Below are 23310 nucleotides of genomic sequence, written 5' to 3'. Positions count from 1 at the left end.
CGCACTGCGCCCCCGGCAGCCGGCACATCGACCCGCACGAGTACGCCTCCGTCTTCGGCCCCCGCGCCGGGGACCGGGTCCGGCTCGGCGACTCCGGCCTCACCGTCCGGGTGGAGTACGACGCGCAGAAGCCCGGTGACGAGTTCCTGGCCGGTTTCGGCAAGACCGCCCGTGACGGCCTGCACCTGAAGGCCGCCGCCGTCCGCGAGACCTGCGACGTCGTGATCAGCAACGTGCTGGTCATCGACGCCGTGCTGGGCATCCGGAAGGTCTCCATCGGCATCCGCGAGGGCCGGATCCACGCGATCGGCCGGGCCGGCAACCCCGACACCCTCGACGGGGTGGACGTCGTCGTCGGCACGGGCACGAGCATCGTCTCCGGTGAGGGTCTGATCGCCACCGCCGGAGCCGTGGACACCCACGTCCACCTGCTCTCCCCGCGCATCATGGAGGCCTCGCTCGCCGCCGGTGTCACCACGATCATCGGCCAGGAGTTCGGCCCGGTCTGGGGCGTCGGCGTCAACTCCCCCTGGGCGCTGAAGCACGCCTTCAACGCCTTCGACGCCTGGCCCGTCAACATCGGCTTCCTCGCCCGAGGCTCCTCCTCGGACGCGGCCCCGCTGGTCGAGGCCCTGGCCGAGGGCGGTGCGTGCGGCTTCAAGGTCCATGAGGACATGGGCGCCCACACCCGGGCCCTGGACACCGCCCTGCGGGTGGCCGAGGAGTACGACGTACAGGTCGCCCTGCACAGCGACGGACTCAACGAATGCCTCTCGGTCGAGGACACCCTGCGGGTGCTGGACGGCCGGACCATCCACGCCTTCCACATCGAGGGCTGCGGCGGCGGACACGTCCCCAACGTGCTGAAGATGGCGGGCGTGCCGAATGTCATCGGCTCCTCCACCAACCCCACCCTGCCCTTCGGCCGGGACGCGGTCGCCGAGCACTACGGCATGATCGTCTCCGTCCACGACCTCAAGCCGGACCTCCCCGGCGACGCCGCCATGGCCCGCGACCGGATCCGCGCGGGCACCATGGGCGCCGAGGACGTCCTGCACGACCTCGGGGCCATCGGCATCACCTCCTCCGACGCCCAGGGCATGGGCCGGGCCGGCGAGACGATCCGCCGCACCTTCGCGATGGCGGCGAAGATGAAGGGCGAGCTGGGCCCGCTGGACGGCGACGGCGAGGGCGACGACAACGCCCGCGTCCTGCGCTACATGGCCAAGCTGACCATCAACCCGGCCATCGCCCACGGCCTGGCCCACGAGATCGGCTCCATCGAGGTCGGCAAACTCGCCGACATCGTGCTCTGGCGCCCCCAGTTCTTCGGCGCCAAGCCCCAGCTCGTCCTCAAGTCCGGCTTCCCCGCCTACGGGGTCACCGGCGACCCCAACGCCGCCACCGACACCTGTGAACCGCTCGTCCTCGGACCGCAGTTCGGCTCGTACGGGGCCACCGCCGCGGACATCTCCGTCGCCTTCGTCTCGGCCGCCGCGGCGGCGCTGGGCGGCGACGAGATGCCCACCCGCCGGCGCCGGGTCGCCGTACGCGGCACCCGCGGCATCGGCCCGGCCGACCTCCTCCTCAACTCCCGGGTGGGCGCGGTCGATGTGGACGCGCGCAGCGGACTCGTCTCCCTCGACGGAGAACCGCTGCGCTCCGAAGCGGCCGACTCGGCCTCCCTCAACCGCCTGTACTTCTTTTAAACCAGCACAGTCTGTAAGTCAGCACAGCCCTAAGGACCTCCCTGCCATGACTGCAAAGCCCGTGAACGACGGCTTCCGGATGCCGGCCGAGTGGATGCCCCACGAGCGCACCTGGATGGCCTGGCCCAGCCCCAACCCCACCTTCACCAACGCCCAGGAGCTCGCCGAGGCCCGCGAGGCCTGGGGCGCCGTGGCTCGCGCGGTCCGCTCGTACGAGCCCGTGACCCTGGTGGTCTCGCCCGGTGACGCGGACAGCGCCCGCGCCATCGTCGGCGACGACGTCCAGCTGGTCGAGCGCGAGCTCGACGACGCCTGGATGCGCGACATCGGCCCGACCTTCGTCACCAACGACGCCGGTGAACTGGCCGCGGTCGACTGGACCTTCAACGGCTGGGGCGCCCAGGAGTGGGCCCGCTGGGACCACGACTCGAAGATCGCCCGGCACATCTCGGACGTCGTCGGCACCCGCACCTACAGCACCACGCTGGTGAACGAGGGCGGCGCCATCCACGTCGACGGCGAGGGCACCGTGCTCCTCACCGACACCGTGCAGCTCGGCGAGGGCCGCAACCCCGGCTGGACCCGCCAGCAGGTCGAGGCCGAGATCCACGCCCACCTCGGCACCACCAAGGCCATCTGGCTGCCGTACGGCCTGGCCGGCGACTACGGCACCTACGGCACCCAGGGCCACGTGGACATCGTCGCCGCCTTCGCCCGCCCCGGCGTGGTCATGGTCCACACCCAGCCCGACCCGGCCCACCCGGACCACGAGCGCTGCAAGACCATCGCCGCCATCCTGCGCGCCTCCACCGACGCGCAGGGCCGGCTGCTGGAGGTCGTGGAGGTCCCGGCGCCGACCGTGCTGGAGGAGGACGGCGAGTGGGTGGACTACTCGTACATCAACCACTACCTCTGCAACGGCGGCGTGGTGCTCTGCGCCTTCGACGACCCGCGCGACGAGGAGGCCGCCGAGATCTTCCGCGGACTGTTCCCCGAGCGGACCGTGACCCTCGTTGACGCACGTACGATTTTCGCCGGGGGTGGCGGTATCCACTGCATCACCCAGCAGCAGCCGAGGGTCTGACCTCAGGCGGACCTCACGAAGGAGTGACCCATGGTGGCGGGTGGAGTACCGGTACGGGCGGCGCGCAAGAACGCGCCCCCGCGCGAGGACGTACTCGTCGCCGCCATGGCCACGATCGCGGAGCGCGGGCTCGAGGGCCTGACCATGGCCGGCCTGGGCCGTCAGGTCGGCATGAGCAGCGGCCACCTCCTCTACTACTTCGGCAGCAAGGACGAGCTCCTGCTGCAGACCCTGGAGTGGAGCGAGGCGGCCCTGGGCACCGAGCGGCGGGCCCTGCTGGCCCGCCGCGGACCGGCGCGCGAGCGCGTACAGGCGTACGTGGACCTGTACGTGCCCGACGGCGCCCGGGATCCGCACTGGACCCTGTGGCTGGAGGTCTGGAACCGGTCCCAGAACGCCGGCCCCCAGGAGCGCGAGCGGCAGGGCGCCATCGAGGGCGCCTGGCACCGCGACCTGGTCGCCCTGCTCGCCGAGGGCATCTCGCGCGGGGAGTTCCGCCCGGTGGACCCCGACCGCTTCGCCGCCAGGCTGCGGGCCCTGCTCGACGGCTTCAGCATCCAGGTCGCCGTCGGCCTGCCCGGCATAGGGCGCGAGGACATCCTGGAACACGTAGGGGAATTCCTCGCCGAAACCCTTGCCCTCTAGGCGGTTCCACAGGGGCGGGCCGCCTGCCGGACGGTGGGTGCCCGCATGCTGAGACCGGCGTCCACCGCCGCTGGGCCGTGTGTCACACTGCGAGCGTGTCTGCTCAGCTCATGATTATGGACAGCAGCGCGCCGGTCCTCTGTGACCGCTGAACCGTGGACGACCTTCGCGGCAGCGGCCACCGTGCCTCAGACCCGCGCGCAGACCTCTCGCACCCGCGAGGGGTCTTTTCGTTTCCCGGCCCGAAATCATGCCGGAACCGGGCAGCGCGCGATGATGGGGGCAGTGGATCCCCGGTCTCCGGAACCACTCATCCGACAGGAGTCAGATCAGCATGACGACGACAGAGGCGACCCAGCCGACAGAGGCACTCGACGACGGCTTCCACGTCTTCGACACCACCCTGCGCGACGGCGCCCAGCGTGAGGGCATCAACCTCACGGTCGCGGACAAGCTGAGCATCGCGCGGTACCTGGACGACTTCGGAGTCGGCTTTATCGAGGGCGGCTGGCCCGGCGCCAACCCCCGCGACACCGAGTTCTTCGCCCGCGCCCGGGCCGAGATCGAGTTCAAGAACGCCCAGCTGGTCGCCTTCGGCGCCACCCGCCGGGCCGGCGGCTCCGCCGCCGAGGACCCCCAGGTGCGCGCCCTCCTGGAGTCCGGCGCCCCGGTCATCACCCTCGTCGCCAAATCCCACGACCGCCACGTCGAACTCGCGCTGCGCACCACCCTCGAAGAGAACCTGGAGATGGTCCGGGACACCGTCTCCTACCTCGTCGGACGGGGCCGCCGCGTCTTCGTCGACTGCGAGCACTTCTTCGACGGCTACCGCGCCAACGCCGAGTACGCCAAGTCCGTCGTCCGCGCCGCCCACGAGGCCGGCGCCGATGTGGTCGTCCTCTGCGACACCAACGGCGGCATGCTCCCCGCGCAGGTGAGCGCCACCGTCACCACCGTCCTCGCCGACACCGGGGCCCGCCTGGGCATCCACGCCCAGGACGACACCGGCTGCGCCGTCGCCAACACCCTGGCCGCCGTCGACGCGGGCGCCACGCACGTCCAGTGCACCGCCAACGGCTACGGCGAGCGGGTCGGCAACGCCAACCTCTTCCCGGTCGTCGCCGCGCTGGAGATCAAGTACGGCCGCAAGGTCCTCCCCGAGGGCGCCCTCGCCGAGATGACCCGCATCTCCCACGCCATCGCCGAGGTCGTCAACCTCACCCCCTCCACGCACCAGCCGTACGTCGGTGTCTCCGCCTTCGCGCACAAGGCGGGCCTGCACGCCTCGGCGATCAAGGTCGACCCGGACCTCTACCAGCACATCGACCCCGAGCGGGTCGGCAACACCATGCGGATGCTGGTCTCCGACATGGCGGGCCGCGCCTCCATCGAGCTCAAGGGCAAGGAGCTCGGCGTCGAGCTGAACGGGGACCGCGCGCTGATCTCCCGGGTCGTGGAGCGGGTCAAGGAGCGGGAGCTGGCGGGCTACACCTACGAGGCCGCCGACGCCTCCTTCGAGCTGCTGCTGCGCGCCGAGGCCGAGGGCCGGGCCCGCAAGTACTTCCGTACCGAGTCCTGGCGGGCCATCGTCGAGGACCGCCCCGACGGCACCCACGCCAACGAGGCCACGGTCAAGCTGTGGGCCAAGGGCGAGCGGATCGTCGCCACGGCCGAGGGCAACGGCCCGGTCCACGCCCTGGACCGCGCCCTGCGGGTCGCGCTGGAGGGCTTCTACCCCCAGCTGGCCAAGTTCGAGCTGATCGACTACAAGGTCCGCATCCTGGAGGGCACGCACGGCACGGAGTCCACGACCCGCGTCCTGATCTCCACGACCGACGGCACCCGCGAGTGGAACACCGTCGGCGTCGCCCCGAACGTGATCGCCGCGTCCTGGCAGGCCCTGGAGGACGCCTTCACCTTCGGCCTCCTGCACGCGGGCGTCGAACCGGCCGAGTAGTCCCGCGGAGGATCAGCACGGGTCCGCGACGGACTTATGTCCTACTCACACAGGAAAGTACCGGTTCGGGTAGCGTCGTGAGTATGAGGACCAGGCTGATATCCGTACGTTTTGGATCAGTGGCGGCCGGTCTGCTGCTGGCCCTGTCGGCGACCGCCGTCGCGGCCGCACCGCAGGCGGCGGCCGCCACCGGGGTCGCCGCCGTGGGCGAGGCGCTCAAGAAGGGGCCGGTCTACGTCGACCCCCGGGCCGAGGCGCAGCTGCCCAAGGCCGAGGCCGACGCGCTGGCGAAGAAGATCAAGGACGCCGGGAAGCCGGTGTTCGTCGCCGTACTGCCGGCCACCGCCGAGTTCCCGCAGGAGAAGGTGCTCGGCGCCGTCCGCGCCGAGACCGGGATCACCGGGCTGTACGCGATCCGGCTGGGCGACGGGTTCAAGGCGGGCGCCGACCGGGCCGTCATGCCGCAGAACGCCGTACGCAACCTCACCGAGGCCGTCAAGACCGGCGGCCCGGTGGACGCGGCCACGCAGCTCGGCAACTTCGTCGACCAGGCCCTGACCCAGACCAAGGGCGAGGCCCCCGCCTCCTGGGGCGGCGCGGCCGGGGACGACGGTTCCTCCGCCGGCGCCCTGATCGGCCTCGGCGCGGTGGCCCTGGTCGGCGGCGGTGGCGCGTACGTCCTGGTCAAGCGCAACCGGCAGAAGAAGGAAGAGGTCCGACGGGAGGCCGTCGCCCGCCTCGGCGTGGTCGTGGACGAGGACATCACCGCCTTCGGCGAGGAGCTCGACCGCCTCGACTTCCACCCCGGTGAGCCCGGCGCCGACGACGCCATGCGCAAGGACTACGAGCACGGCCTGGACTCCTACGAGAAGGCCAAGCAGATCATGGCCTCGGTCCGCCACCCCGAAGAGGTCAAGGGCGTGACCCAGGCGCTGGAGGACGGCCGGTACTCCCTGGCCTGCCTCGACGCCCGTCGCCGGGGCGAGCCGGTGCCCGAGCGCCGCGCGCCCTGCTTCTTCGACCCGCGCCACGGCCCGAGCGCCGAGGACGCCACCTGGGCCCCGGCGGGCGGAGCGGCCCGCAACGTGCCGGTCTGCACGGCGGACGCCGTACGGCTGCGCGACGGCCTGGACCCGGCGGTCCGTACCGTCGACACGGAGCACGGTCCGCGCCCGTACTACGACGCCGGCCCGGTGTACGGTCCCTGGGCCGGCGGGTACTTCGGCGGCGGCATGCTGCCCGGTCTGCTGATGGGCACGATGCTCGGTTCGATGATGTCCAGCCCCGCCTACGCCTCGGACTTCGGCGGCGGATACGGCGGTGACGGAAGCGGGTTCGAGGGCGGAGACGTCTCCGGAGCCGACTTCAACCCGTCCGACTTCGGCGGCGGGGACTTCGGCGGCGGTGGGGGATTCGACGGCGGGGGCGGCTGGTAGCCGCCCCCGGGGTTCCGCGTCAGGCCTGCTTGATCGCCGAAATGTCGAAGGTCAGCTTCACCTTGTCGCTGACCATCACGCCGCCGGCCTCCAGCGCCGCGTTCCAGGTCAGGCCCCAGTCGGAGCGCAGGATCTCGGCGGAGCCCTCGAAGCCGACGCGCTCGTTGCCGTAGACGTCGGTGGCGGAGCCGGCGAACTCCAGGTCGATGGAGAGCGGGCGCGTGACGTCCTTGATCGTCAGCTCGCCGGAGATGCGGTACGCCTCGCCGCCCAGGTGCGCCGCCGAGGTGGAGCGGAAGGTCATCAGCGGGTGGAGCTCGGCGTCGAAGAAGTCGCTGCCCAGCAGGTGCGCGTCGCGGTCGGCGATACCGGTGCCGACCGAGGCGATCCTGACGTCGATGGAGGCCGTCGACCGCGAGGGGTCGGAGCCGTCGAGGCGGAGCGTGCCCTCGTGGTCGGCGAAGGTGCCGCGGACGTTGGTCACCATGGCGTGGCGCACGGTGAAGCCGATGCTGCTGTGGGCGGCGTCGATGACGTAGTCACCGGTGAGCGCGGCGAGCGCCGGGTCCACCTCGAGCGTGGCGACGGCGGAGGCGGGAGCCCCCTCCTGAACGCGGGCGGTCTGGCTGCTGCGACGGGTGAAGAGACCCATGACTTCCTCCTGTGAGTTCCTGCTGTTTGGTTCAACATTCAACAAGAGGGACGCTAGACCCATTCCGTTCAAATTTCAACTTCTTCCGGGTTTTTGTTGGACCTCCACAAAGGGCCAAGGTCCCGACTGGGGGAGTCCATGCATGCTTCGGAGGTTCTGTCCGGGCCGGACAGCGGACGGGGTCCGAGACTGTGTAGAACCGACGGAGGGTTTTGATGGTCGCGCTTCGTAAGGTCGGTACATGACCGTTGTGGACCAGACTCCGAGCGAGCCGACGGACGCCCGCGGGCGCGTGGCCGAGCTGCATTCCCTCCGTGAGGAGGCCCAGCGCGGACCCAGCGACCGGGCGACCGAGGCGCAGCACGCCAAGGGCAAGCTGACCGCACGTGAGCGCATCGCGCTCCTGCTCGACGAAGGTTCCTTCAGGGAGGTCGAGCAGCTGCGCCGGCACCGGGCGACCGGTTTCGGGCTGGAGGCGAAGAAGCCCTACACCGATGGCGTGATCACCGGCTGGGGCACGGTCGAGGGCCGTACGGTCTTCGTCTACGCGCACGACTTCCGGATCTTCGGCGGCGCCCTGGGCGAGGCCCACGCCACGAAGATCCACAAGATCATGGACATGGCCATCTCGGCCGGTGCCCCGCTCGTCTCCCTCAACGACGGCGCGGGCGCCCGTATCCAGGAGGGCGTCTCCGCCCTCGCCGGCTACGGCGGCATCTTCCAGCGCAACACCAAGGCCTCGGGTGTCATCCCGCAGATCTCGGTCATGCTCGGCCCCTGCGCCGGCGGCGCCGCGTACTCCCCGGCCCTGACGGACTTCGTGTTCATGGTCCGCGAGACCTCGCAGATGTTCATCACCGGCCCGGACGTGGTCCGCGCGGTGACCGGCGAGGAGATCACCCAGAACGGCCTCGGCGGCGCGGACGTGCACGCCGAGACCTCCGGCGTCGCGCACTTCGCGTACGACGACGAGGAGACCTGCATCTCCGAGGTCCGCTACCTCATCACGATGCTGCCCTCCAACAACCGCGAGAACCCCCCGGTCCACGAGAGCTCCGACCCCGCCGACCGGCGCTCGGACGTCCTCCTGGACCTGGTCCCCGCCGACGGCAACCGCCCGTACGACATGCTCAAGGTCATCGAGGAGCTCGTCGACGACGGGGACGTCCTGGAGATCCACGAGCGCTGGGCGCGCAACATCATCTGCGCCCTCGCCCGCCTGGACGGCCAGGTCGTCGGCATCGTCGCCAACCAGCCCGGCCACCTCGCCGGTGTCCTGGACATCCACGCGTCCGAGAAGGCCGCGCGCTTCGTCCAGCTCTGCGACGCCTTCAACATCCCGATCGTCACCCTGCTGGACGTCCCCGGCTTCCTGCCGGGCGTCGACCAGGAGCACGGCGGCATCATCCGCCACGGCGCCAAGCTGCTGTACGCCTACTGCAACGCCACTGTGCCGCGCATCTCGCTGATCCTGCGCAAGGCCTACGGCGGCGCGTACATCGTCATGGACTCCCAGTCCATCGGCGCCGACCTCACCTACGCCTGGCCCACCAACGAGATCGCCGTCATGGGCGCCGAAGGCGCCGCCAACGTGATCTTCCGCAAGCAGATCGCGGACGCCGAGGACCCCGAGGCGATGCGCGCCCGGATGGTCAAGGAATACAAGGCCGAGCTGATGCACCCGTACTACGCGGCCGAGCGCGGCCTCGTGGACGACGTCATCGACCCCGCCGAGACCCGCGGGGTGCTCGTCAGCGCCCTCGCGATGCTCCGCACCAAGCACGCCGATCTGCCGTCCCGCAAGCACGGCAACCCGCCGCAGTAACGAGCGAAGGAGACCTGCCAACGATGAGCACCGCCACCGACACCCTGCTGAAGGTCGAGAAGGGCAACGCCGAGCCCGAGGAGCTGGCCGCGATCACCGCGATCCTCCTCGCCCGCGCCGCCGCCACCCCCGACGAGGCCGCCGCCACCCGCCCCGCCGCGGCCGGCTGGCGCCGCCTGGAGCGCAGCCGGGGCTTCCAGGCCCCCCACAGCTGGCGCGGCTGAGCACCGGACCTCCGAAGGCCCCGCATCCCCTCAGGGGTGCGGGGCCTTCGGCATGCCCGCGGCAGGCGGGCTCGGGGCATGCGGCTCGAGTACGCGGCTCGCGGCTCGGGAACGGCGAAGGCCCCCGTGTCCTGCGACACGGGGGCCTTCCCACACCTTGCCTTACCGCAGGCGGGCCATCAGGGCGTGCTCGACGAGCGTGATGAGCGCGCTCTTGGCGTCCGCGCGGTGGCGGGCGTCGGTGGTGATGATGGGCGCGTCCGGGCCGATCTGGAGCGCCTCGCGGACCTCTTCGGGGGTGTAGGGCTGGTGCCCGTCGAAGCCGTTGAGGGCGATGACGAAGGGCAGGCCGCTGTTCTCGAAGTAGTCGACCGCGGGGAAGCAGTCGGCGAGGCGCCGGGTGTCGACGAGGACGACGGCGCCGATCGCGCCGCGCACCAGGTCGTCCCACATGAACCAGAAGCGGTCCTGGCCCGGCGTACCGAAGAGGTACAGGATCAGGTCCTGGTCCAGGGTGATGCGGCCGAAGTCCATCGCGACCGTGGTCGTCGTCTTGTCACCGGTGTGGGTGAGGTCGTCGATACCTGCGGAGGCGCTGGTCATGACGGCTTCGGTGCGCAGCGGGTTGATCTCGGAGACCGCGCCGACGAACGTGGTCTTGCCCACGCCGAAGCCGCCCGCCACCACGATCTTCGCGGAGGTGGTGGAGCGCGGAGCCGCTCCGCCGTTAGAGCTTGCGAAGTCCACTGAGCACCCTTTCGAGCAGTGTCACATCTGGCTGGCCGCCGGCAGACTCGTCGCCGCCGGGCTGGTGAATGGCGACAAGGCCCGCCTCCGCCAGGTCGGCGACGAGGATTCGGGCGACACCAAGAGGAATGGAGAGAAGTGCCGAGATCTCCGCGACGGATTTGATCTCCTGGCACAGGCGGCAGATGCGCTGGTGCTCGGGCAACTGCCCTTGCAGCCGCGCGGGATCTGCCGTGGTACTGACCAGCGCCTCGATGGCGAGCTGGTAGCGCGGCCGGGTACGGCCGCCGGTCATCGCGTACGGGCGCACCAGCGGGTTGTGCGCCTTCGGGGCCTGCGGCTGTGCGGCCCGAGGGGGCTGCTGCGGAAGCCGGTGAGGCGCCTGGGGCTGCTGGGGCTGGCCGTACGGCTGCTGCCCGTAGGGGTTGTGCTCCGGCATGGGCCGGCTGGGAGCGGAGGGGAAGTTGAAGCGGTTCTGGTCGTGCCCACCCTGCGGCAGCTGGCCGCCATATGGATGTCCTCCGGGTGTTGTCACGTTTCCTCCTCCGACTCCAAGAACGCAGTACTCCCTGTGGAACCGCGCCACCGCACCCTATGGTGCGATGACGCGAAACGCACTGCCCGTCTGCTAGTTGAGAAGGCTTCCCTGGAGCTCCGCGCGCAGGTCCGGGGTGAGGACGCTGCCCGCGCGATCCACGAGAAGGGCCATCTCGTAGCCCACGAGGCCGATGTCGCACTCGGGGTGCGCGAGCACCGCGAGCGAGGATCCGTCGGAGACGGACATGAGGAAGAGGAATCCCCGGTCCATCTCCACCACGGTCTGGTTGACGGCACCGCCTTCGAAGATCCGGGAGGCACCGGCGGTCAGCGAGGTCAGGCCGGAGGCCACGGCCGCCAGCTGATCGGCGCGGTCGCGCGGGAATCCGTCGGACATCGCCAGCAGAAGGCCGTCGGCGGAGACCACCACCGTGTGGGACACCCCAGGGGTGTTGTCCACGAAGTTGGTGATCAACCAGTTAAGGTTCTGCGCCGCCTGGCTCATCGCGCTCACACTAACGCTCCTGGTCATAGCTGTTACTTGACTGCTCGGAACCCGCACTGCGTCCCTGCTGGACACCGCGTCGCAGGTTGCTCAACCTGCCACGGACGTCCTCCGGGGCGCGGGAGACCTGGGGGCCGCCCTGCGGGGTCGTCTCCGCAGCGCCCTCGACCAGGTTGGCCTTGGGCACCCGCCGAGGGAGACCGGACGGGGTGACCCCGCCCGCCTTCGGCTCACGGAGCTTGCCGGCCTGCTGCCAGCGCTCGTCGTTCGTCGAACGCCAGCCCGCGCCGGTTCCTGCCTCCCCCGGTTCCTGCTTCGGTTCGGCGGCCTGCTGCTGACGCTGCGGCCGCTGCTCGAAGAGGGATCCGGCGGACTCCGCTTCCTGCTGTCCCGGCTGCCACTGCTGCTGGCTGCCGCGTCGCGGCAGGCCCGCTCCGGTCATCTGGTGACCGGTGTCGGCAGCGGCGCCCGGACGGTCGAAGCCTACGCGGTCCAGGGCCGGTTCGGGAGCGGAGGGGGATTCCGATTCGGTCCCGTAATCCTGCTGGTAGGAGCCCGAGTAGGTGTTCTGCTCGGGCCACTCGGCCTGCTGGGACTGCTCCTCGTAGCCGCCCTCGTACCCCTGGGCGGACTGCTGCCCGTCCTGGTAGCCGGACTCCGGATAGGCATAGCCCTGCTCCGGGTACGACTCGTAGGCCTGCGGCTGCTGCTGGGTCTCGTACGGGGCCTCGTAGCCCTGCGCGGACTGCTGCTCGTAGCCCTGGTACTCCTGGTACCCGTGCTCGGGCTGAGGTTCCGGATACTCCTGGGAGCCCTGCCCGGGGTACTGCTCCTGCGGGGAGCCGAGCTGTGCCTCCAGCGCGGCCCGGCGCTCCTCGCGGCCCAGGGACCGCACGACCGGGTCGGCCGGCTGCTCGCCGGCCCCCTGGCCGCCCTGGGCTTCGTAGCGCGAGTCGTCGAAGCCGAGCTCGGCGGCCGTCCGCAGCGGGGCGGCCTGCTGGGCGTTCTGCTGCGGGATCATCGAGGAGACGGTGAAGTCGTCGTCCGGTATGCCCTCGCCACCGCCACCGTGGGTGATGGCGTCGGGGAGCATGACCAGCGAGGTGGTGCCGGCCGCCTCGCCCGAGGGGCGCAGCTGGACGCGGATGCTGTGGCGGTCCGCCAGCCGGCCGACCACGAACAGACCCATGCGCTGCGAGATCGCGGCGTCCACGGTCGGCGGGTTGGCCAGCTTGTGGTTGATGTCCGCGAAGTCCTCGGCGGTGAGGCCGATGCCCTTGTCGTGGATCTCGACCATCACACGGCCGTCGGGCAGACGCGTGGCGTTCACCCGGACCTTGGTCTGGGGGGAGGAGAACGTGGTGGCGTTCTCCAGCAGCTCCGCGAGCAGGTGCACGAGGTCGGTCACGGCCTGGCCGTGGATCTCGGCCTCGGAGACGCCCGAGAGCTCGATGCGCTCGTACTGCTCCACCTCGGAGGAGGCGGCGCGCAGCACGTCGACGAGGGGCACCGGCTGGTCCCAGCGGCGGCCCGGGTTCTCACCCGCGAGGATGAGGAGGTTCTCGCCGTTGCGGCGCATACGGGTGGCGAGGTGGTCCAGGCGGAAGAGGTTCTCCAGCTGGTCCGGGTCCGCCTCGTTGTTCTCCAGGTCGGTGATGAGGGTCAGCTGGCCCTCGATCAGCGACTGGTTGCGCATGGAGAGGTTCGTGAAGATCGCGTTGACGTTCCCTCGCAGGAGCGCCTGCTCGGCGGCGAGCCGGACCGCTTCCTGGTGGACCTGGTCGAAGGCGCGGGCGACCTCGCCGATCTCGTCCTGGGAGGTGATCGGGATCGGCGACACGCGGGTGTCGACCTTGCCCGGGTCGGTGCGCGAGAGCTGGTCGACGAGCGCCGGCAGGCGCTGCTCGGCGATGTCGAAGGCGGAGGTGCGCAGGCGGCGCATCGAGCGGCTCATCTGGCGGGCCATCATCGCGGCCAGGATGAAGGCGGCGAGCAGGGCCACGACCACGATGGCGCCGGTCACGATGGCGTCGCTCTGGGCCTTGTCGGAGACCGCGACGGAGTCCTTGACGGCCTTGTCGAGGAGTTCCTTCTCGATCTCGGCGTAGCCGTCGAACTTGGCGGTGGAGGCGGCCTGCCAGGCGGGGGAGGTGGTGCCGTTCAGGGCGAGCTTGGTGTTCTTCTCGCCGCTGGCTATCGCCTCGGTCATGCCGGTGAGCGCGGAGCCGTTGACCACGGGCGGAGCCTTGAAGACGGTGCCGGACTGCTCGGCGGCCTGCTTGGCCTGCGCGAGCTTGGCGGCGCCCTCCTGCGACTTCTTGCCCATGACCTCCTTGAGCCGGTTCGTGTCCTCGTCGGTGCCGGCGGCGACGTACTCGCCGACCGCGATCTCTTCGAGGTACGCGTAGGAGGAGAAGGCGACGAGCTGGGCCTTGCGGATCTCCTCGTTCTCGTTCGGACGCACCAGCAGGTGCGTGCCGACCGAGCGCTGGAGCGAGTTCGCGGCCTTGGCCAGCTCGACTGCGTAGACCATGCGGCCGTAGCTGGTGACGTTTCCGGTGCCCAGGCCCAGTTCGTTGGAGAACTGCATGAGGTAGTGCTGGACCAGCACGTATCCCTCTTCGGTCGGGATGGGGCCGGCCGAGGCGGGGAGGTTCTTCTTCTGGGACTCCGGAACGGCGTAGGCCGTCTTGCGGACCTGGTCCAGCTTCGGCTCCTCCTGGCGGAAGAGCTCGAGGCGGCGTTCCAGACCCTGGTTCGCCGGGAGGCCCTTGACGGCCTGGGCGAACTTGGCCTTGGCCGCGTCGGTGGTCGCGTAGGCCTTCGTCACGGCGTCGTTGTTGCGGTCGCCCTTCAGGAGGGGCTCGGCGGTGAGGTCGCGCTCGTTGAGGAGGGCCTGGCCGTATTCGGCCGCGGCCTGGACGATGCGCGCGGTCTTCTCCGCGTCCTTCGCCTCGTTCCAGGTGTCGACCGAGCCCTTCACCTGGAAGCCGCCCATGACCAGTCCGACGAGGACGGGTACGAGCAGGATGGCGTTCAGCTTCGTGGCCACCCGCCAGTTGCGGGGGGAGAACTTGCTGGCGCTGCCGCTGCTCGGGGGTGGTTCCACGGGCACGTCGACGGGCGACATGGCCCCGCGCGGCGGCGGGGTGAAGTTGCCTCGCGCGGGTTCATCCGCGGGGCTCGAGTTGCTTCGCCTCACTCGACCAACAACCTCTCGGCGGTGCTACTAGCTAGTTCGTTGAATTCCAGCACGGTTAAGTGCCGTGTTCCAAACAGTTGAATCTGGCCATTCCGCAAGCCATATGCCCCACATAAATCGGACATAAAGAGCGAGCTGCGGCAAAAACGGGGCCAGTTGTGCGCGCAGCGGCACCGGGCGACCGCACGCTGTGTCCGACTGGCGGCAATTCTCTGTCGAAACGTTATGAACGCAGGGGGCGGGCCGTGTTCGAGAACACAGCCCGCCCCCTGCGTATTGCCTTGTCATGCGTGTTACTTCAGGCGGGCCATCAGCGCGTGCTCGACGAGCGTGATGAGCGCGCTCTTGGCGTCCGCGCGGTGGCGGGCGTCGGTGGTGATGATGGGCGCGTCCGGGCCGATCTGCAGGGCCTCGCGGACCTCCTCCGGCGTGTAGGGCTGGTGCCCCTCGAAGCCGTTGAGCGCCACGACGAACGGCAGGCCGCTGTTCTCGAAGTAGTCCACCGCCGGGAAGCAGTCCGCCAGCCGGCGGGTGTCGACCAGCACGATGGCGCCGATGGCGCCGCGGACCAGGTCGTCCCACATGAACCAGAAGCGGTCCTGGCCCGGCGTACCGAAGAGGTACAGGATCAGGTCCTGGTCGAGGGTGATGCGGCCGAAGTCCATGGCGACCGTGGTGGTCGTCTTGTCGCCGGTGTGGGTGAGGTCGTCGATGCCCGCGCTCGCGGACGTCATGACGGCCTCGGTTCTCAGCGGGTTGATCTCGGAGACGGCGCCGACGAACGTGGTCTTGCCCACGCCGAAGCCGCCCGCCACCACGATCTTCGCGGAGGTGGTGGAGCGAGGAGCCGCCCCACCGTCAGAGCTTGCGAAGTCCACTGAGAACCCTCTCGAGCAGCGTTACATCCGGCGTTCCGCCGGCCTCTCCATTGCCCGGCTGGTGGATGGCCACCATGCCGGCTTCCGCCAGGTCGGCGACGAGGATCCGGGCGACGCCGAGCGGCATCGAGAGCAGGGCGGAGACCTCCGCGACCGACTTCACCTCACGGCACAGGGTGCAGATGCGCTGGTGCTCCGGCAGCAGGCCGGACAGGTGCATCGGATCGGCCGTGGTGCTGACCAGCGCCTCGATGGCGAGCTGGTAGCGCGGACGGGTCCGGCCGCCGGTCATCGCGTACGGGCGTACGAGCGGCTGGTCGCCTTCCGAGTACGAGTCTCCGTACGCGTCGGGGTAGGCGGGGGGCGGGGTCATTGATCCTCCGGGCTGGACAGCAGTGGTCAGCGTGCCGTCTGACAGGGCGGCCGGTGGGGGGACATGACGGCCTGTCGGTGGGTACTGGGATTCCGGGTCCGGGGACCTGGTCCCCCGGCCGGAAGTACCGTCCGGCCGGGGGTGGGGATGTCAGGTGAGGAGGCTTCCCTGGAGCTCCGCGCGCAGGTCCGGGGTGAGGACGTTGCCGGCGCGGTCCACGAGGAGGGCCATCTCGTAGCCGACGAGGCCGATGTCGCACTCGGGGTGCGCGAGCACGGCCAGGGAGGATCCGTCGGAGACGGACATCAGGAAGAGGAACCCGCGGTCCATCTCGACCACGGTCTGGTTGACGGCGCCGCCCTCGAAGATCCGGGAGGCGCCGGCGGTCAGCGAGGTCAGGCCGGAGGCCACGGCCGCCAGCTGATCGGCCCGGTCACGGGGGAAACCTTCCGACATCGCCAGAAGGAGTCCGTCGGCGGAGACCACCACCGTGTGGGACACCCCGGGGGTGTTGTCCACGAAGTTGGTGATCAACCAGTTCAGGTTCTGTGCCGCCTGGCTCATCGAACTCAACTATCGCTCCTGCTGGTAAGTGGGGTCGATGTGGTAACTGCCGGTCGCGGGGCCGGTGGTGCCGGCCTGGCGACCCTGCTGGATACCGCGACGGAGGTTGGTGAGGCGGCCGCGGACGTCATCCGGAGCACGCGATACCTGCGGGCCCGCCTGGGTGTCCGACTGCTGCTGGGCGGTACCCGCGACGAGGTTCGCGCGCGGCACCCGGCGGGGCAGCCCCGAGGTGGTGATCCCACCGGCGGCGGGCTGGCGCACGCGTTCGGCCTGGCGCATCAGCTCGTCGTTGGGGGAGGACTTCCAGCTGACCGTCGGGCTGCTGCCGGTGGCCGCCGCGGCGGGATCGGCCGCGAACTCCTGGCCGCGCTGCGGCAGCGGCTGCTGCCCGCGCTGCTGGGGAGCCGGGGCGGCCGGAGCCGCCTGCTGCTGCGGCTGCTGGGGTACGTGTCCCTGCCCGGCGGGCTGCTGCCCGCCCTGGAGGGACCAGTTCGACTCCATCGTGTCGAAGATCGGGCTGCGCGCCTCGGGGGCGTTCTGTGCCGGAGCCGGCGGCAGGGCCTCCGGCTGGTACGCCTGCGGGAGGCGCGGAGCCTCTGCGCGCGGCGCCGGCGCGGGGGCGTAGCCACCGGGCTGCTGGGCCTGCGGCTGCTGCTGTTCGGCCCAGCCGCCGCCGACACCGGGGCCGCCCGGGCGGGCGAACTGGCCGGCCCCGCCGGGGTCCATCGGGCCGCCCGGCTGCGGGCGCTCGAACTGGCCGGTGGCGCCGTTGGCGGGGTTGCCGCCGGCCTGCGGGGGCGGGGCGTTGAAGTCCGGGCGGGCGAACTCGGCCGTGGAGCCGGGGCCCGACAGCTCGTCGTGGCCGCGCGGGACCTCGTGGCCGCCCTGGGCCGCGCCCCAGCTGGTGGCCTGCGGGACCCCGGCGGGGCCGCCCGTGGCCGGGAGCTCCGGACGGGGGGCGCCACCGCGCGGCGGCAGCTGCGGCCGCCTGCGCTGGACCGGAGCCGCGGCGCCGGACTGCTGCTGGCCCTGCGAGGGCTGACCCTGCTGACCCTGTGAAGGCTGGCCCTGCTGGCCCTGCTGGGGCTGGCCCTGCGGCGGCTGCGGCCGCTCGAAGCCGTTGCCCTGCTGCTGCGGGAACCCGCCGGGACCGCCGGCCGGGCGGGCCTGCGGACCGCCGCCCTGGCCACGGGCCGGCAGCGGAGCACCGCCGCCGAAGGCACCCTGGCCCTGGGACTGGCCCGTCGCGGCGGAGGGACCGCCCTGCGGACGGGGCCCCTGGCCCTGCGGACGCTGCTGCTGCGGACCGGCTCCGCCGTCGCGCCCCGGCAGGGCGGCACGCTGGTTGCCGCCGGCCACCTGGCCGCGCTGCGGGCCCGCGCCCACGGGGGGACGTACGCCCGCACCGGGCACGGAGGCCTGCTGGCCGCCGGGAGCACCCGGACCGCCGGGAGCGCCACCGGGACCACCCTGCGGACCGCCAGCACCCGGCGTCGGACCCGGCTTCTTGCCGCCCTGGGCGACATCCACCGGCAGCATGACGAGGGCCGTCGTACCGCCCGAGTCGGAGGGGCGCAGCTGGATGCGGATGCCGTGTCGCAGGGACAGGCGGCCGACCACGAACAGGCCCATGCGGCGGGAGACGGAGACGTCCACGGTCGGCGGCGAGGCCAGCCGCTCGTTGATCGCCGCGAGGTCCTCGGGGGAGAGGCCGATACCGGTGTCGTGGATCTCGACGAGCACGCGGCCGTCGGGCAGCGCGTGACCGGTGACCTTGACCTTGGTCTGCGGGGAGGAGAACGAGGTGGCGTTCTCCAGCAGCTCGGCGAGGAGGTGCACGAGGTCGTTGACGACGCGGCCGGCGACATCGGTGCCGGGCACCGCCGCCAGCTCGATGCGCTCGTACTGCTCCACCTCGGACGCGGCGGCGCGGAGCACGTCGACGAGCGGGACGGGGCGGGTCCACCGGCGGCCCGGCTCCTCGCCCGCGAGGACGAGGAGGTTTTCGCCGTTACGGCGCATGCGGGTCGCGAGGTGGTCGAGCTTGAAGAGGGAGGACAGCTGGTCCGGGTCGGCCTCGCGGGACTCCAGCTCGGAGATGAGCGAGAGCTGACGCTGGATGAGGCCCTGCGAGCGGCGCGAGAGGTTGGTGAACATCGCGTTGACGTTGCCCCGCAGGAGGGCCTGCTCGGCGGCGAGGCGGACGGCCTCGCGGTGCACGTCGTCGAAGGCCGCGGCCACCTGGCCGATCTCGTCGCGGGTGTGCAGGCCGACGGACTCCACGGAGGTGTCCACGTCCTGCGGGTCCGACTCGGAGAGCTGCTTGACGAGCTCGGGCAGACGGTCCTGGGCGACGCGCGTCGCGGTGTCCTGCAGGCGGCGCAGCGAGCGGATCATGGACCGGGCCATGACGAAGGCGCCGATGAGGGAGACACCGAGGACGAGGAGGATCAGGGCACCGTTGATGATGGCGTCCTGCTGCGACTCGTTCTTGAGCTCGCGGGCCTTCTGCTCCATGTCCTCGAGCAGGGACAGCTCGATCTGCTGCATCGCCCGGAGCTTGGTGTCGTCGGCGTCGTACCAGTCCATCCAGGAGCGGTTCTTCTCCTTGACGAACTGCCCCTGGGTGCTCAGCACGCGGCGGGCGTAGTGGTCGGCGCTGCCGATCTCGGAGTTGCCGTCGCCGAGCGCGCTGAGGAGCTCCTCGGGCTTGCCCTGGTAGACGAGTTCGAAGGTCTTCTTCGCCTGGCTCTCACCGCGCAGCGCGGAGAGGGCGTAGAGGCGGTCGTTCTCCTCCAGCTTGCCCTGCTTGTCGCCGCTCTCGGGAAGCGAGGCGGCGATGATCGCGCGCTGGATGGAGGCGTACTCCTTGGCGGAGGAGAACGCCGCCAGGGCACGGGTGCGCTTGATCATCTCGGGGTTGGAGGTGGCCTGGGCCATGTCCTGCGAGAGCGAGAGCAGCGAGACGATCAGCGCGTTGTACTCGGTGACGGTCTGCTGGGCGCCGTTCTGGTACGCCTTCTTGCGGATGTCCTCGATGCCGGTGAGCTGACGGCCGATCTGGAGGATGTTGTTGCGGATCGACTTGAGGGTCTCGTCCTTGTCCTCCGCGTTGTCGACCTTGTCGGTCGCGGCGGCGAAGGCCTTGGCGGCGGAGTCGGTCTGGTCGCGGACACCCTCGACGAGGCTGTTGGCCCGGCCCGACTTGTCGACGGACAGCGGACCCGCCGACTTGTCCCGCTCCTCCTGGAGCATGGCGGCGAGGCTGGTCGCCTGCCGGGTCATCGTGGTCAGCAGCTGCATGTGCTCGAGCTGCTGGATGTCCTCGAGCGAGTCGTTGATGCGGAAGCCACCGAGCGTGGTGGCGGCGACGACGGGCAGGGTCAGCAGCGACACCAGTCGCGTGCTGATGCGCCAGTTCTGCATGGCGAGACGGGAACCGGGCCCGCTGGGGGCCTTCGGTATCGCCTCTTCGGCCGCGGGCGACTCGGTCTTGCCCTTGCCCCTGCCGGGCTTGGCGACCTTGCCGGACTTGCCGCGGCCCTTCGCCTTCACCGGAGCGGCGGTGTGGGGCCCCGCTCCTTCGACAGCCGGCCCGCGGTTCTGGGCGTGCTGGGGCGAGGAGCCACGGTCAATCCCGCCGCGCGGCTCCTGCTCCGCCGCAGCGCTGCCATCCCTCTTGAATCGTCCCTGCACTAGCGTCGCAACCTCTGGACCAGGCGTCCCGCCGGGTGAAGGGCGGAACGGTGTCGAGTCGTGGGGCACTGACGGCCCCATGGTGGTCGTCGGTGACCGGCGCGTCTCCCTCTCGTTTGCCGCCGCGCGCGGCGCTCTCTTGCGCCACCTGCGCGCCGGCTGATACCCGCGGCGGTCCCGCGAATTCCAGCACAGTGGGGGATCTCCAACAAGGTGCGCGTGTCGCCCCGGCGAGCCGGTCACGGCTTGTGACAGGGGGGCTACGCGATGTGGGGGCACTATGGGGAGGAAACGGACTTACGTCAACCAAAGCCTGCGTCCGGCAAGGTGTCCCAGTCGAGATGATCAGGAGCGGAATGGCGCATTCAGTGGCGCAATGTCCGTTTCGACGGGAGAAGTTGACCATCCGTAATGCCCGGATTGCCCGGTCATTGGTGAGCAAACTCACATGGCTGTGGCCATTACTTACCGGTTCAGTCGGGGATTCGGATGTTTAGCCTTGCCTGTTAAAGGGTTGGCGCCACACCCGGCGCATCAGACAACCCTCATCCCACGAACGAGCCGAGGGCCCGAAACTCCGATGAGGACGACGCAGATGTTCCGCAACATAGCCAACCCCCGCCGCACCACCCTCGCGCACCTGACGGACGCCGAGGAGCTGCAGGCGGCGCCGGCCACCCCGGAGCACTCCGTCGAGCTGCCCACGCAGACCGCGAACCCGCGCCGCACCGTCCTCATGGACGCGCCGGTCGCCGCGGGACAGTAGTCCCTCCGCAGTAGTGGCGCCGTAAAGGAGCGCGGAGCGTCGCCGCCCACCGCGTTAGCCTGGAGTCCGCAGACTCCAGCCAGCGGAAATACAGAGGGGCAGACGCAACACGTGCGCATCGCCAGGTTCTCGATCGACGGCAATGTCGCGTTCGGCGCGGTCGAGGGCAGCACTGCCCCCGGCGCCGAAGGTGAGCTCGTCCTCGACATCATCAAGGGCATCCCGTTCGCGGACTTCGAGCTCTCCGGCACGAAGGTCCCGCTGAACAAGGTGCGGCTGCTGCCGCCCGTGCTCCCGAACAAGGTCGTGGCCATCGCCCGCAACTACCGGGAGCACGCGGCGGAGCTCGGCAACGAGGTCCCCGAGGTGCCCGTCACCTTCTTCAAGCCCTCCACCTCCGTGGTCGGCCCGGGCGACCCGATCGTCTACCCCTCCTTCTCCCAGGACCTCCACCACGAGGCGGAGCTCGCCGTGGTCATCGGCCGCATGTGCCGCGAGGTCCCGAAGGAGCGCGTGAAGGACGTGATCCTCGGCTACACCTGCGCCAACGACGTCACCGCCCGCGACGTCCAGCAGCGCGAGAAGCAGTGGGCCCGGGCCAAGGGCTTCGACAGCGCCTGCCCCCTCGGCCCCTGGATCGAGACCGACCTCGACCCGAGCGACCTGACCATCCAGTGCACCGTGAACGGCGAACAGCGCCAGCTCGGCCGCACCAGCGACATGGTCCGCTCCATCGAGGACCTGATCGTGCACATCAGCGAGGCCATGACGCTGCTCCCGGGCGACGTCATCCTCACGGGGACCCCGGCAGGAGTCGGCCCCCTCAACGTCGGCGACGAGGTCGCCGTCACCATCGAAGGCATCGGCACTCTCACCAACAGGGTGATCAAGCGTGGCTAACGCGAACGTCCGCGTACGTTTCTGTCCCTCCCCGACCGGCAACCCCCACGTGGGCCTGGTCCGGACCGCCCTCTTCAACTGGGCGTTCGCCCGCCACCACGGCGGTACGTTCGTCTTCCGCATCGAGGACACCGACGCGGCCCGCGACTCCGAGGAGTCCTACGACCAGCTGCTCGACTCGCTGCGCTGGCTCGGCTTCACCTGGGACGAGGGCCCCGAGGTCGGCGGCCCGCACGCCCCGTACCGCCAGTCCCAGCGCATGGACATCTACGCGGACATCGCGAAGAAGCTCCAGGACGGCGGCTACGCCTACCACTGCTACTGCACCACCGAGGAGCTCGACGCGCGCCGCGACGCCGCCCGCGCGGCCGGCAAGCCCTCCGGCTACGACGGCCAGTGCCGCGACCTCAGCGCCGAGCAGGTGGCCGCGTACGTGGCCGAGGGCCGCAGCTCGATCGTCCGCTTCCGGATGCCCGACGAGACCATCACCTTCACAGACCTGGTCCGCGGCGAGCTCTCCTTCACCCCGGAGAACGTGCCGGACTTCGGCATCGTCCGCGCGAACGGGGCCCCGCTGTACACGCTGGTCAACCCGGTCGACGACGCGCTGATGGAGATCACGCACGTCCTGCGCGGCGAGGACCTGCTGTCCTCCACCCCCCGCCAGATCGCCCTCTACAAGGCGCTGACCGAGCTGGGCGTCGCCAAGGCCGTCCCGCAGTTCGGCCACCTGCCGTACGTGATGGGCGAGGGCAACAAGAAGCTCTCCAAGCGCGACCCCGAGTCCTCGCTCAACCTCTACCGCGAGCGCGGCTTCCTGCCCGAGGGCCTGCTGAACTACCTCTCGCTCCTCGGTTGGTCCTTCTCCAAGGATCAGGACATCTTCTCCATCGAGGAGATGGTGGCGAAGTTCGACATCGACGGCGTGAACGCCAACCCGGCGCGCTTCGACCTCAAGAAGTGCGAGGCGATCAACGCCGACCACATCCGCCGGATGGACCCCAAGGCCTTCGCGGACGCCTGCGCCCCCTGGCTGCGCGCCCCGCACGCCAACTGGGCGCCGGAGGACTTCGACGCCGAGGCCTGGGCCCGGATCGCGCCCCACGCCCAGACCCGTGTGACCGTCCTCTCGGACATCACCGCGAACGTGGACTTCCTCTTCCTGAAGGAGCCCGTCGAGGACCAGGCGTCCTGGGACAAGGCCATGAAGGGCGAGCCCGCGGCCCTGCTGGCCACGGCCCGGGAGAACCTCCTCGCCGCCGACTGGTCGGACCCGGAGTCCCTCAAGCAGGCCGTCCTGACCGCCGGCGAGGCCCACGGCCTCAAGCTCGGCAAGGCCCAGGCCCCGGTCCGCGTGGCCGTCACCGGCCGCACGGTCGGCCTGCCGCTCTTCGAGTCCCTGGAGATCCTGGGCAAGGAGCGCTCGCTGGCCCGCATCGACGCGACCCTGGCCAAGCTCGCCGCCTGACCCGCACCGCATCCCCGAAGGGGCGGCAGCCGACCCGGCTGCCGCCCCTTCGGCGTTCCCCGCGCCGCCCCGCCGGGGTGAGAACGCTCACGCCGCCGGGGATTGCGGCCGCGCCCGTGATCCGGATCACCGCGGACTT

General features: G+C 70.6%; 19 protein-coding genes. 10 read left to right on the top strand and 9 right to left on the bottom strand.

Features of this window, described 5'->3' with window-relative positions:
- The first annotated feature begins 26 nt into the window (after positions 1-26).
- The 5 genes from OOK34_RS03990 (at position 27) to OOK34_RS03970 (ending at position 6831) form a co-directional block, all read left to right on the top strand.
- The gene (locus OOK34_RS03990) at positions 27-1709 is read left to right on the top strand and encodes an urease subunit alpha (protein WP_267036611.1); all 1683 of its coding nucleotides are present in this window, start codon (positions 27-29) and stop codon (positions 1707-1709) included.
- Positions 1710-1755: 46 nt separating this feature from the next.
- Positions 1756-2793: an agmatine/peptidylarginine deiminase gene (locus tag OOK34_RS03985; RefSeq protein ID WP_267032471.1), complete on the top strand. Its 1038-nt coding sequence runs from the start codon at positions 1756-1758 to the stop codon at positions 2791-2793.
- Between the two features lie 30 nt (positions 2794-2823).
- Positions 2824-3438: a TetR/AcrR family transcriptional regulator gene (locus OOK34_RS03980; RefSeq protein ID WP_267032470.1), complete on the top strand. Its 615-nt coding sequence runs from the start codon at positions 2824-2826 to the stop codon at positions 3436-3438.
- 334 nt (positions 3439-3772) lie between these two features.
- A complete protein-coding gene (gene cimA / locus OOK34_RS03975) occupies positions 3773-5395 on the top strand; it encodes a citramalate synthase (RefSeq protein WP_267032469.1) in 1623 nt (540 codons plus the stop codon).
- Positions 5396-5478: 83 nt separating this feature from the next.
- Positions 5479-6831: a hypothetical protein gene (locus tag OOK34_RS03970; protein WP_267032468.1), complete on the top strand. Its 1353-nt coding sequence runs from the start codon at positions 5479-5481 to the stop codon at positions 6829-6831.
- 19 nt (positions 6832-6850) lie between these two features.
- Here the strand turns inward: OOK34_RS03970 and OOK34_RS03965 are convergent, their stop codons facing one another.
- Positions 6851-7483 carry a YceI family protein gene (locus OOK34_RS03965; RefSeq protein WP_267032467.1) on the bottom strand — a complete coding sequence of 211 codons (633 nt, stop codon included), beginning with the start codon at positions 7481-7483 and terminating at the stop codon, positions 6851-6853.
- Positions 7484-7724: 241 nt separating this feature from the next.
- On the opposite strand from OOK34_RS03965, the gene OOK34_RS03960 reads away from it, so the two are divergent.
- Positions 7725-9308: an acyl-CoA carboxylase subunit beta gene (locus tag OOK34_RS03960; protein WP_267032466.1), complete on the top strand. Its 1584-nt coding sequence runs from the start codon at positions 7725-7727 to the stop codon at positions 9306-9308.
- A 23-nt stretch (positions 9309-9331) separates the two neighbouring features.
- Complete coding sequence (locus OOK34_RS03955) at positions 9332-9532, top strand: acyl-CoA carboxylase subunit epsilon (RefSeq protein ID WP_267032465.1); 201 nt, start codon at positions 9332-9334, stop codon at positions 9530-9532.
- A gap of 162 nt (positions 9533-9694) precedes the next feature.
- Here OOK34_RS03955 and OOK34_RS03950 read toward each other — a convergent pair whose 3' ends face one another.
- The 8 genes from OOK34_RS03950 to OOK34_RS03915 form a co-directional block, all read right to left on the bottom strand.
- Complete coding sequence (locus OOK34_RS03950; RefSeq protein WP_007266770.1) at positions 9695-10279, bottom strand: ATP/GTP-binding protein; 585 nt, start codon at positions 10277-10279, stop codon at positions 9695-9697.
- Positions 10260-10814 (bottom strand): DUF742 domain-containing protein, encoded by a 555-nt coding sequence (locus tag OOK34_RS03945; RefSeq protein WP_267032464.1) that lies wholly within the window; start codon positions 10812-10814, stop codon positions 10260-10262. The genes OOK34_RS03950 and OOK34_RS03945 overlap by 20 nt, the downstream gene beginning before the upstream one ends.
- A gap of 93 nt (positions 10815-10907) precedes the next feature.
- On the bottom strand, positions 10908-11321 hold the full coding sequence (locus OOK34_RS03940) for a roadblock/LC7 domain-containing protein (protein ID WP_030037347.1): 414 nt from the start codon (positions 11319-11321) through the stop codon (positions 10908-10910).
- Between the two features lie 10 nt (positions 11322-11331).
- Positions 11332-14523: a nitrate- and nitrite sensing domain-containing protein gene (locus OOK34_RS03935; protein WP_267032463.1), complete on the bottom strand. Its 3192-nt coding sequence runs from the start codon at positions 14521-14523 to the stop codon at positions 11332-11334.
- A gap of 293 nt (positions 14524-14816) precedes the next feature.
- Positions 14817-15401 (bottom strand): ATP/GTP-binding protein, encoded by a 585-nt coding sequence (locus OOK34_RS03930; RefSeq protein WP_266573764.1) that lies wholly within the window; start codon positions 15399-15401, stop codon positions 14817-14819.
- Positions 15382-15774: a DUF742 domain-containing protein gene (locus tag OOK34_RS03925; protein ID WP_007266775.1), complete on the bottom strand. Its 393-nt coding sequence runs from the start codon at positions 15772-15774 to the stop codon at positions 15382-15384. The genes OOK34_RS03930 and OOK34_RS03925 overlap by 20 nt, the downstream gene beginning before the upstream one ends.
- 150 nt (positions 15775-15924) lie before the next feature.
- A complete protein-coding gene (locus tag OOK34_RS03920; RefSeq protein WP_042820501.1) occupies positions 15925-16338 on the bottom strand; it encodes a roadblock/LC7 domain-containing protein in 414 nt (137 codons plus the stop codon).
- A 9-nt stretch (positions 16339-16347) separates the two neighbouring features.
- Entirely contained in the window at positions 16348-20037 is a 3690-nt protein-coding gene (locus tag OOK34_RS03915; RefSeq protein ID WP_267032461.1) for a nitrate- and nitrite sensing domain-containing protein, read from the bottom strand.
- 580 nt (positions 20038-20617) lie between these two features.
- Here OOK34_RS03915 and OOK34_RS03910 point away from each other — a divergent pair.
- From OOK34_RS03910 to gltX, 3 genes are all read left to right on the top strand, one after another.
- Positions 20618-20803, top strand: coding sequence for a hypothetical protein (locus OOK34_RS03910; RefSeq protein WP_267032460.1), 186 nt, complete (start codon positions 20618-20620; stop codon positions 20801-20803).
- Positions 20804-20914: 111 nt separating this feature from the next.
- On the top strand, positions 20915-21703 hold the full coding sequence (locus tag OOK34_RS03905; protein ID WP_267032459.1) for a fumarylacetoacetate hydrolase family protein: 789 nt from the start codon (positions 20915-20917) through the stop codon (positions 21701-21703).
- Positions 21696-23171, top strand: a complete 1476-nt coding sequence (gene gltX, locus OOK34_RS03900; protein WP_267032458.1) for a glutamate--tRNA ligase — start codon at positions 21696-21698, stop codon at positions 23169-23171. The genes OOK34_RS03905 and gltX overlap by 8 nt, the downstream gene beginning before the upstream one ends.
- Positions 23172-23310 lie beyond the last annotated feature (139 nt).

Source organism: Streptomyces sp. NBC_00091 (genome assembly GCF_026343185.1).
In the GTDB taxonomy this organism is placed as follows: Bacteria; Actinomycetota; Actinomycetes; order Streptomycetales; family Streptomycetaceae; genus Streptomyces.
Note: the sequence above shows the minus strand (reverse complement) of the source record. Positions and strands in the feature narration are given on the sequence as shown.

Bases quoted from the DNA above. Each gene is read 5' to 3' on its own strand.
- OOK34_RS03985 (WP_267032471.1), top strand. From the start codon at position 1,756: ATGACTGCAAAGCCCGTGAACGACGGCTTCCGGATGCCGGCCGAGTGG.
- OOK34_RS03980 (WP_267032470.1), top strand. From the start codon at position 2,824: ATGGTGGCGGGTGGAGTACCGGTACGGGCGGCGCGCAAGAACGCGCCC.
- cimA (WP_267032469.1), top strand. From the start codon at position 3,773: ATGACGACGACAGAGGCGACCCAGCCGACAGAGGCACTCGACGACGGC.
- OOK34_RS03970 (WP_267032468.1), top strand. From the start codon at position 5,479: ATGAGGACCAGGCTGATATCCGTACGTTTTGGATCAGTGGCGGCCGGT.
- OOK34_RS03965 (WP_267032467.1), bottom strand. From the start codon at position 7,483: ATGGGTCTCTTCACCCGTCGCAGCAGCCAGACCGCCCGCGTTCAGGAG.
- OOK34_RS03960 (WP_267032466.1), top strand. From the start codon at position 7,725: ATGACCGTTGTGGACCAGACTCCGAGCGAGCCGACGGACGCCCGCGGG.
- OOK34_RS03955 (WP_267032465.1), top strand. From the start codon at position 9,332: ATGAGCACCGCCACCGACACCCTGCTGAAGGTCGAGAAGGGCAACGCC.
- OOK34_RS03940 (WP_030037347.1), bottom strand. From the start codon at position 11,321: ATGAGCCAGGCGGCGCAGAACCTTAACTGGTTGATCACCAACTTCGTG.
- OOK34_RS03925 (WP_007266775.1), bottom strand. From the start codon at position 15,774: ATGACCCCGCCCCCCGCCTACCCCGACGCGTACGGAGACTCGTACTCG.
- OOK34_RS03920 (WP_042820501.1), bottom strand. From the start codon at position 16,338: ATGAGCCAGGCGGCACAGAACCTGAACTGGTTGATCACCAACTTCGTG.
- OOK34_RS03910 (WP_267032460.1), top strand. From the start codon at position 20,618: ATGAGGACGACGCAGATGTTCCGCAACATAGCCAACCCCCGCCGCACC.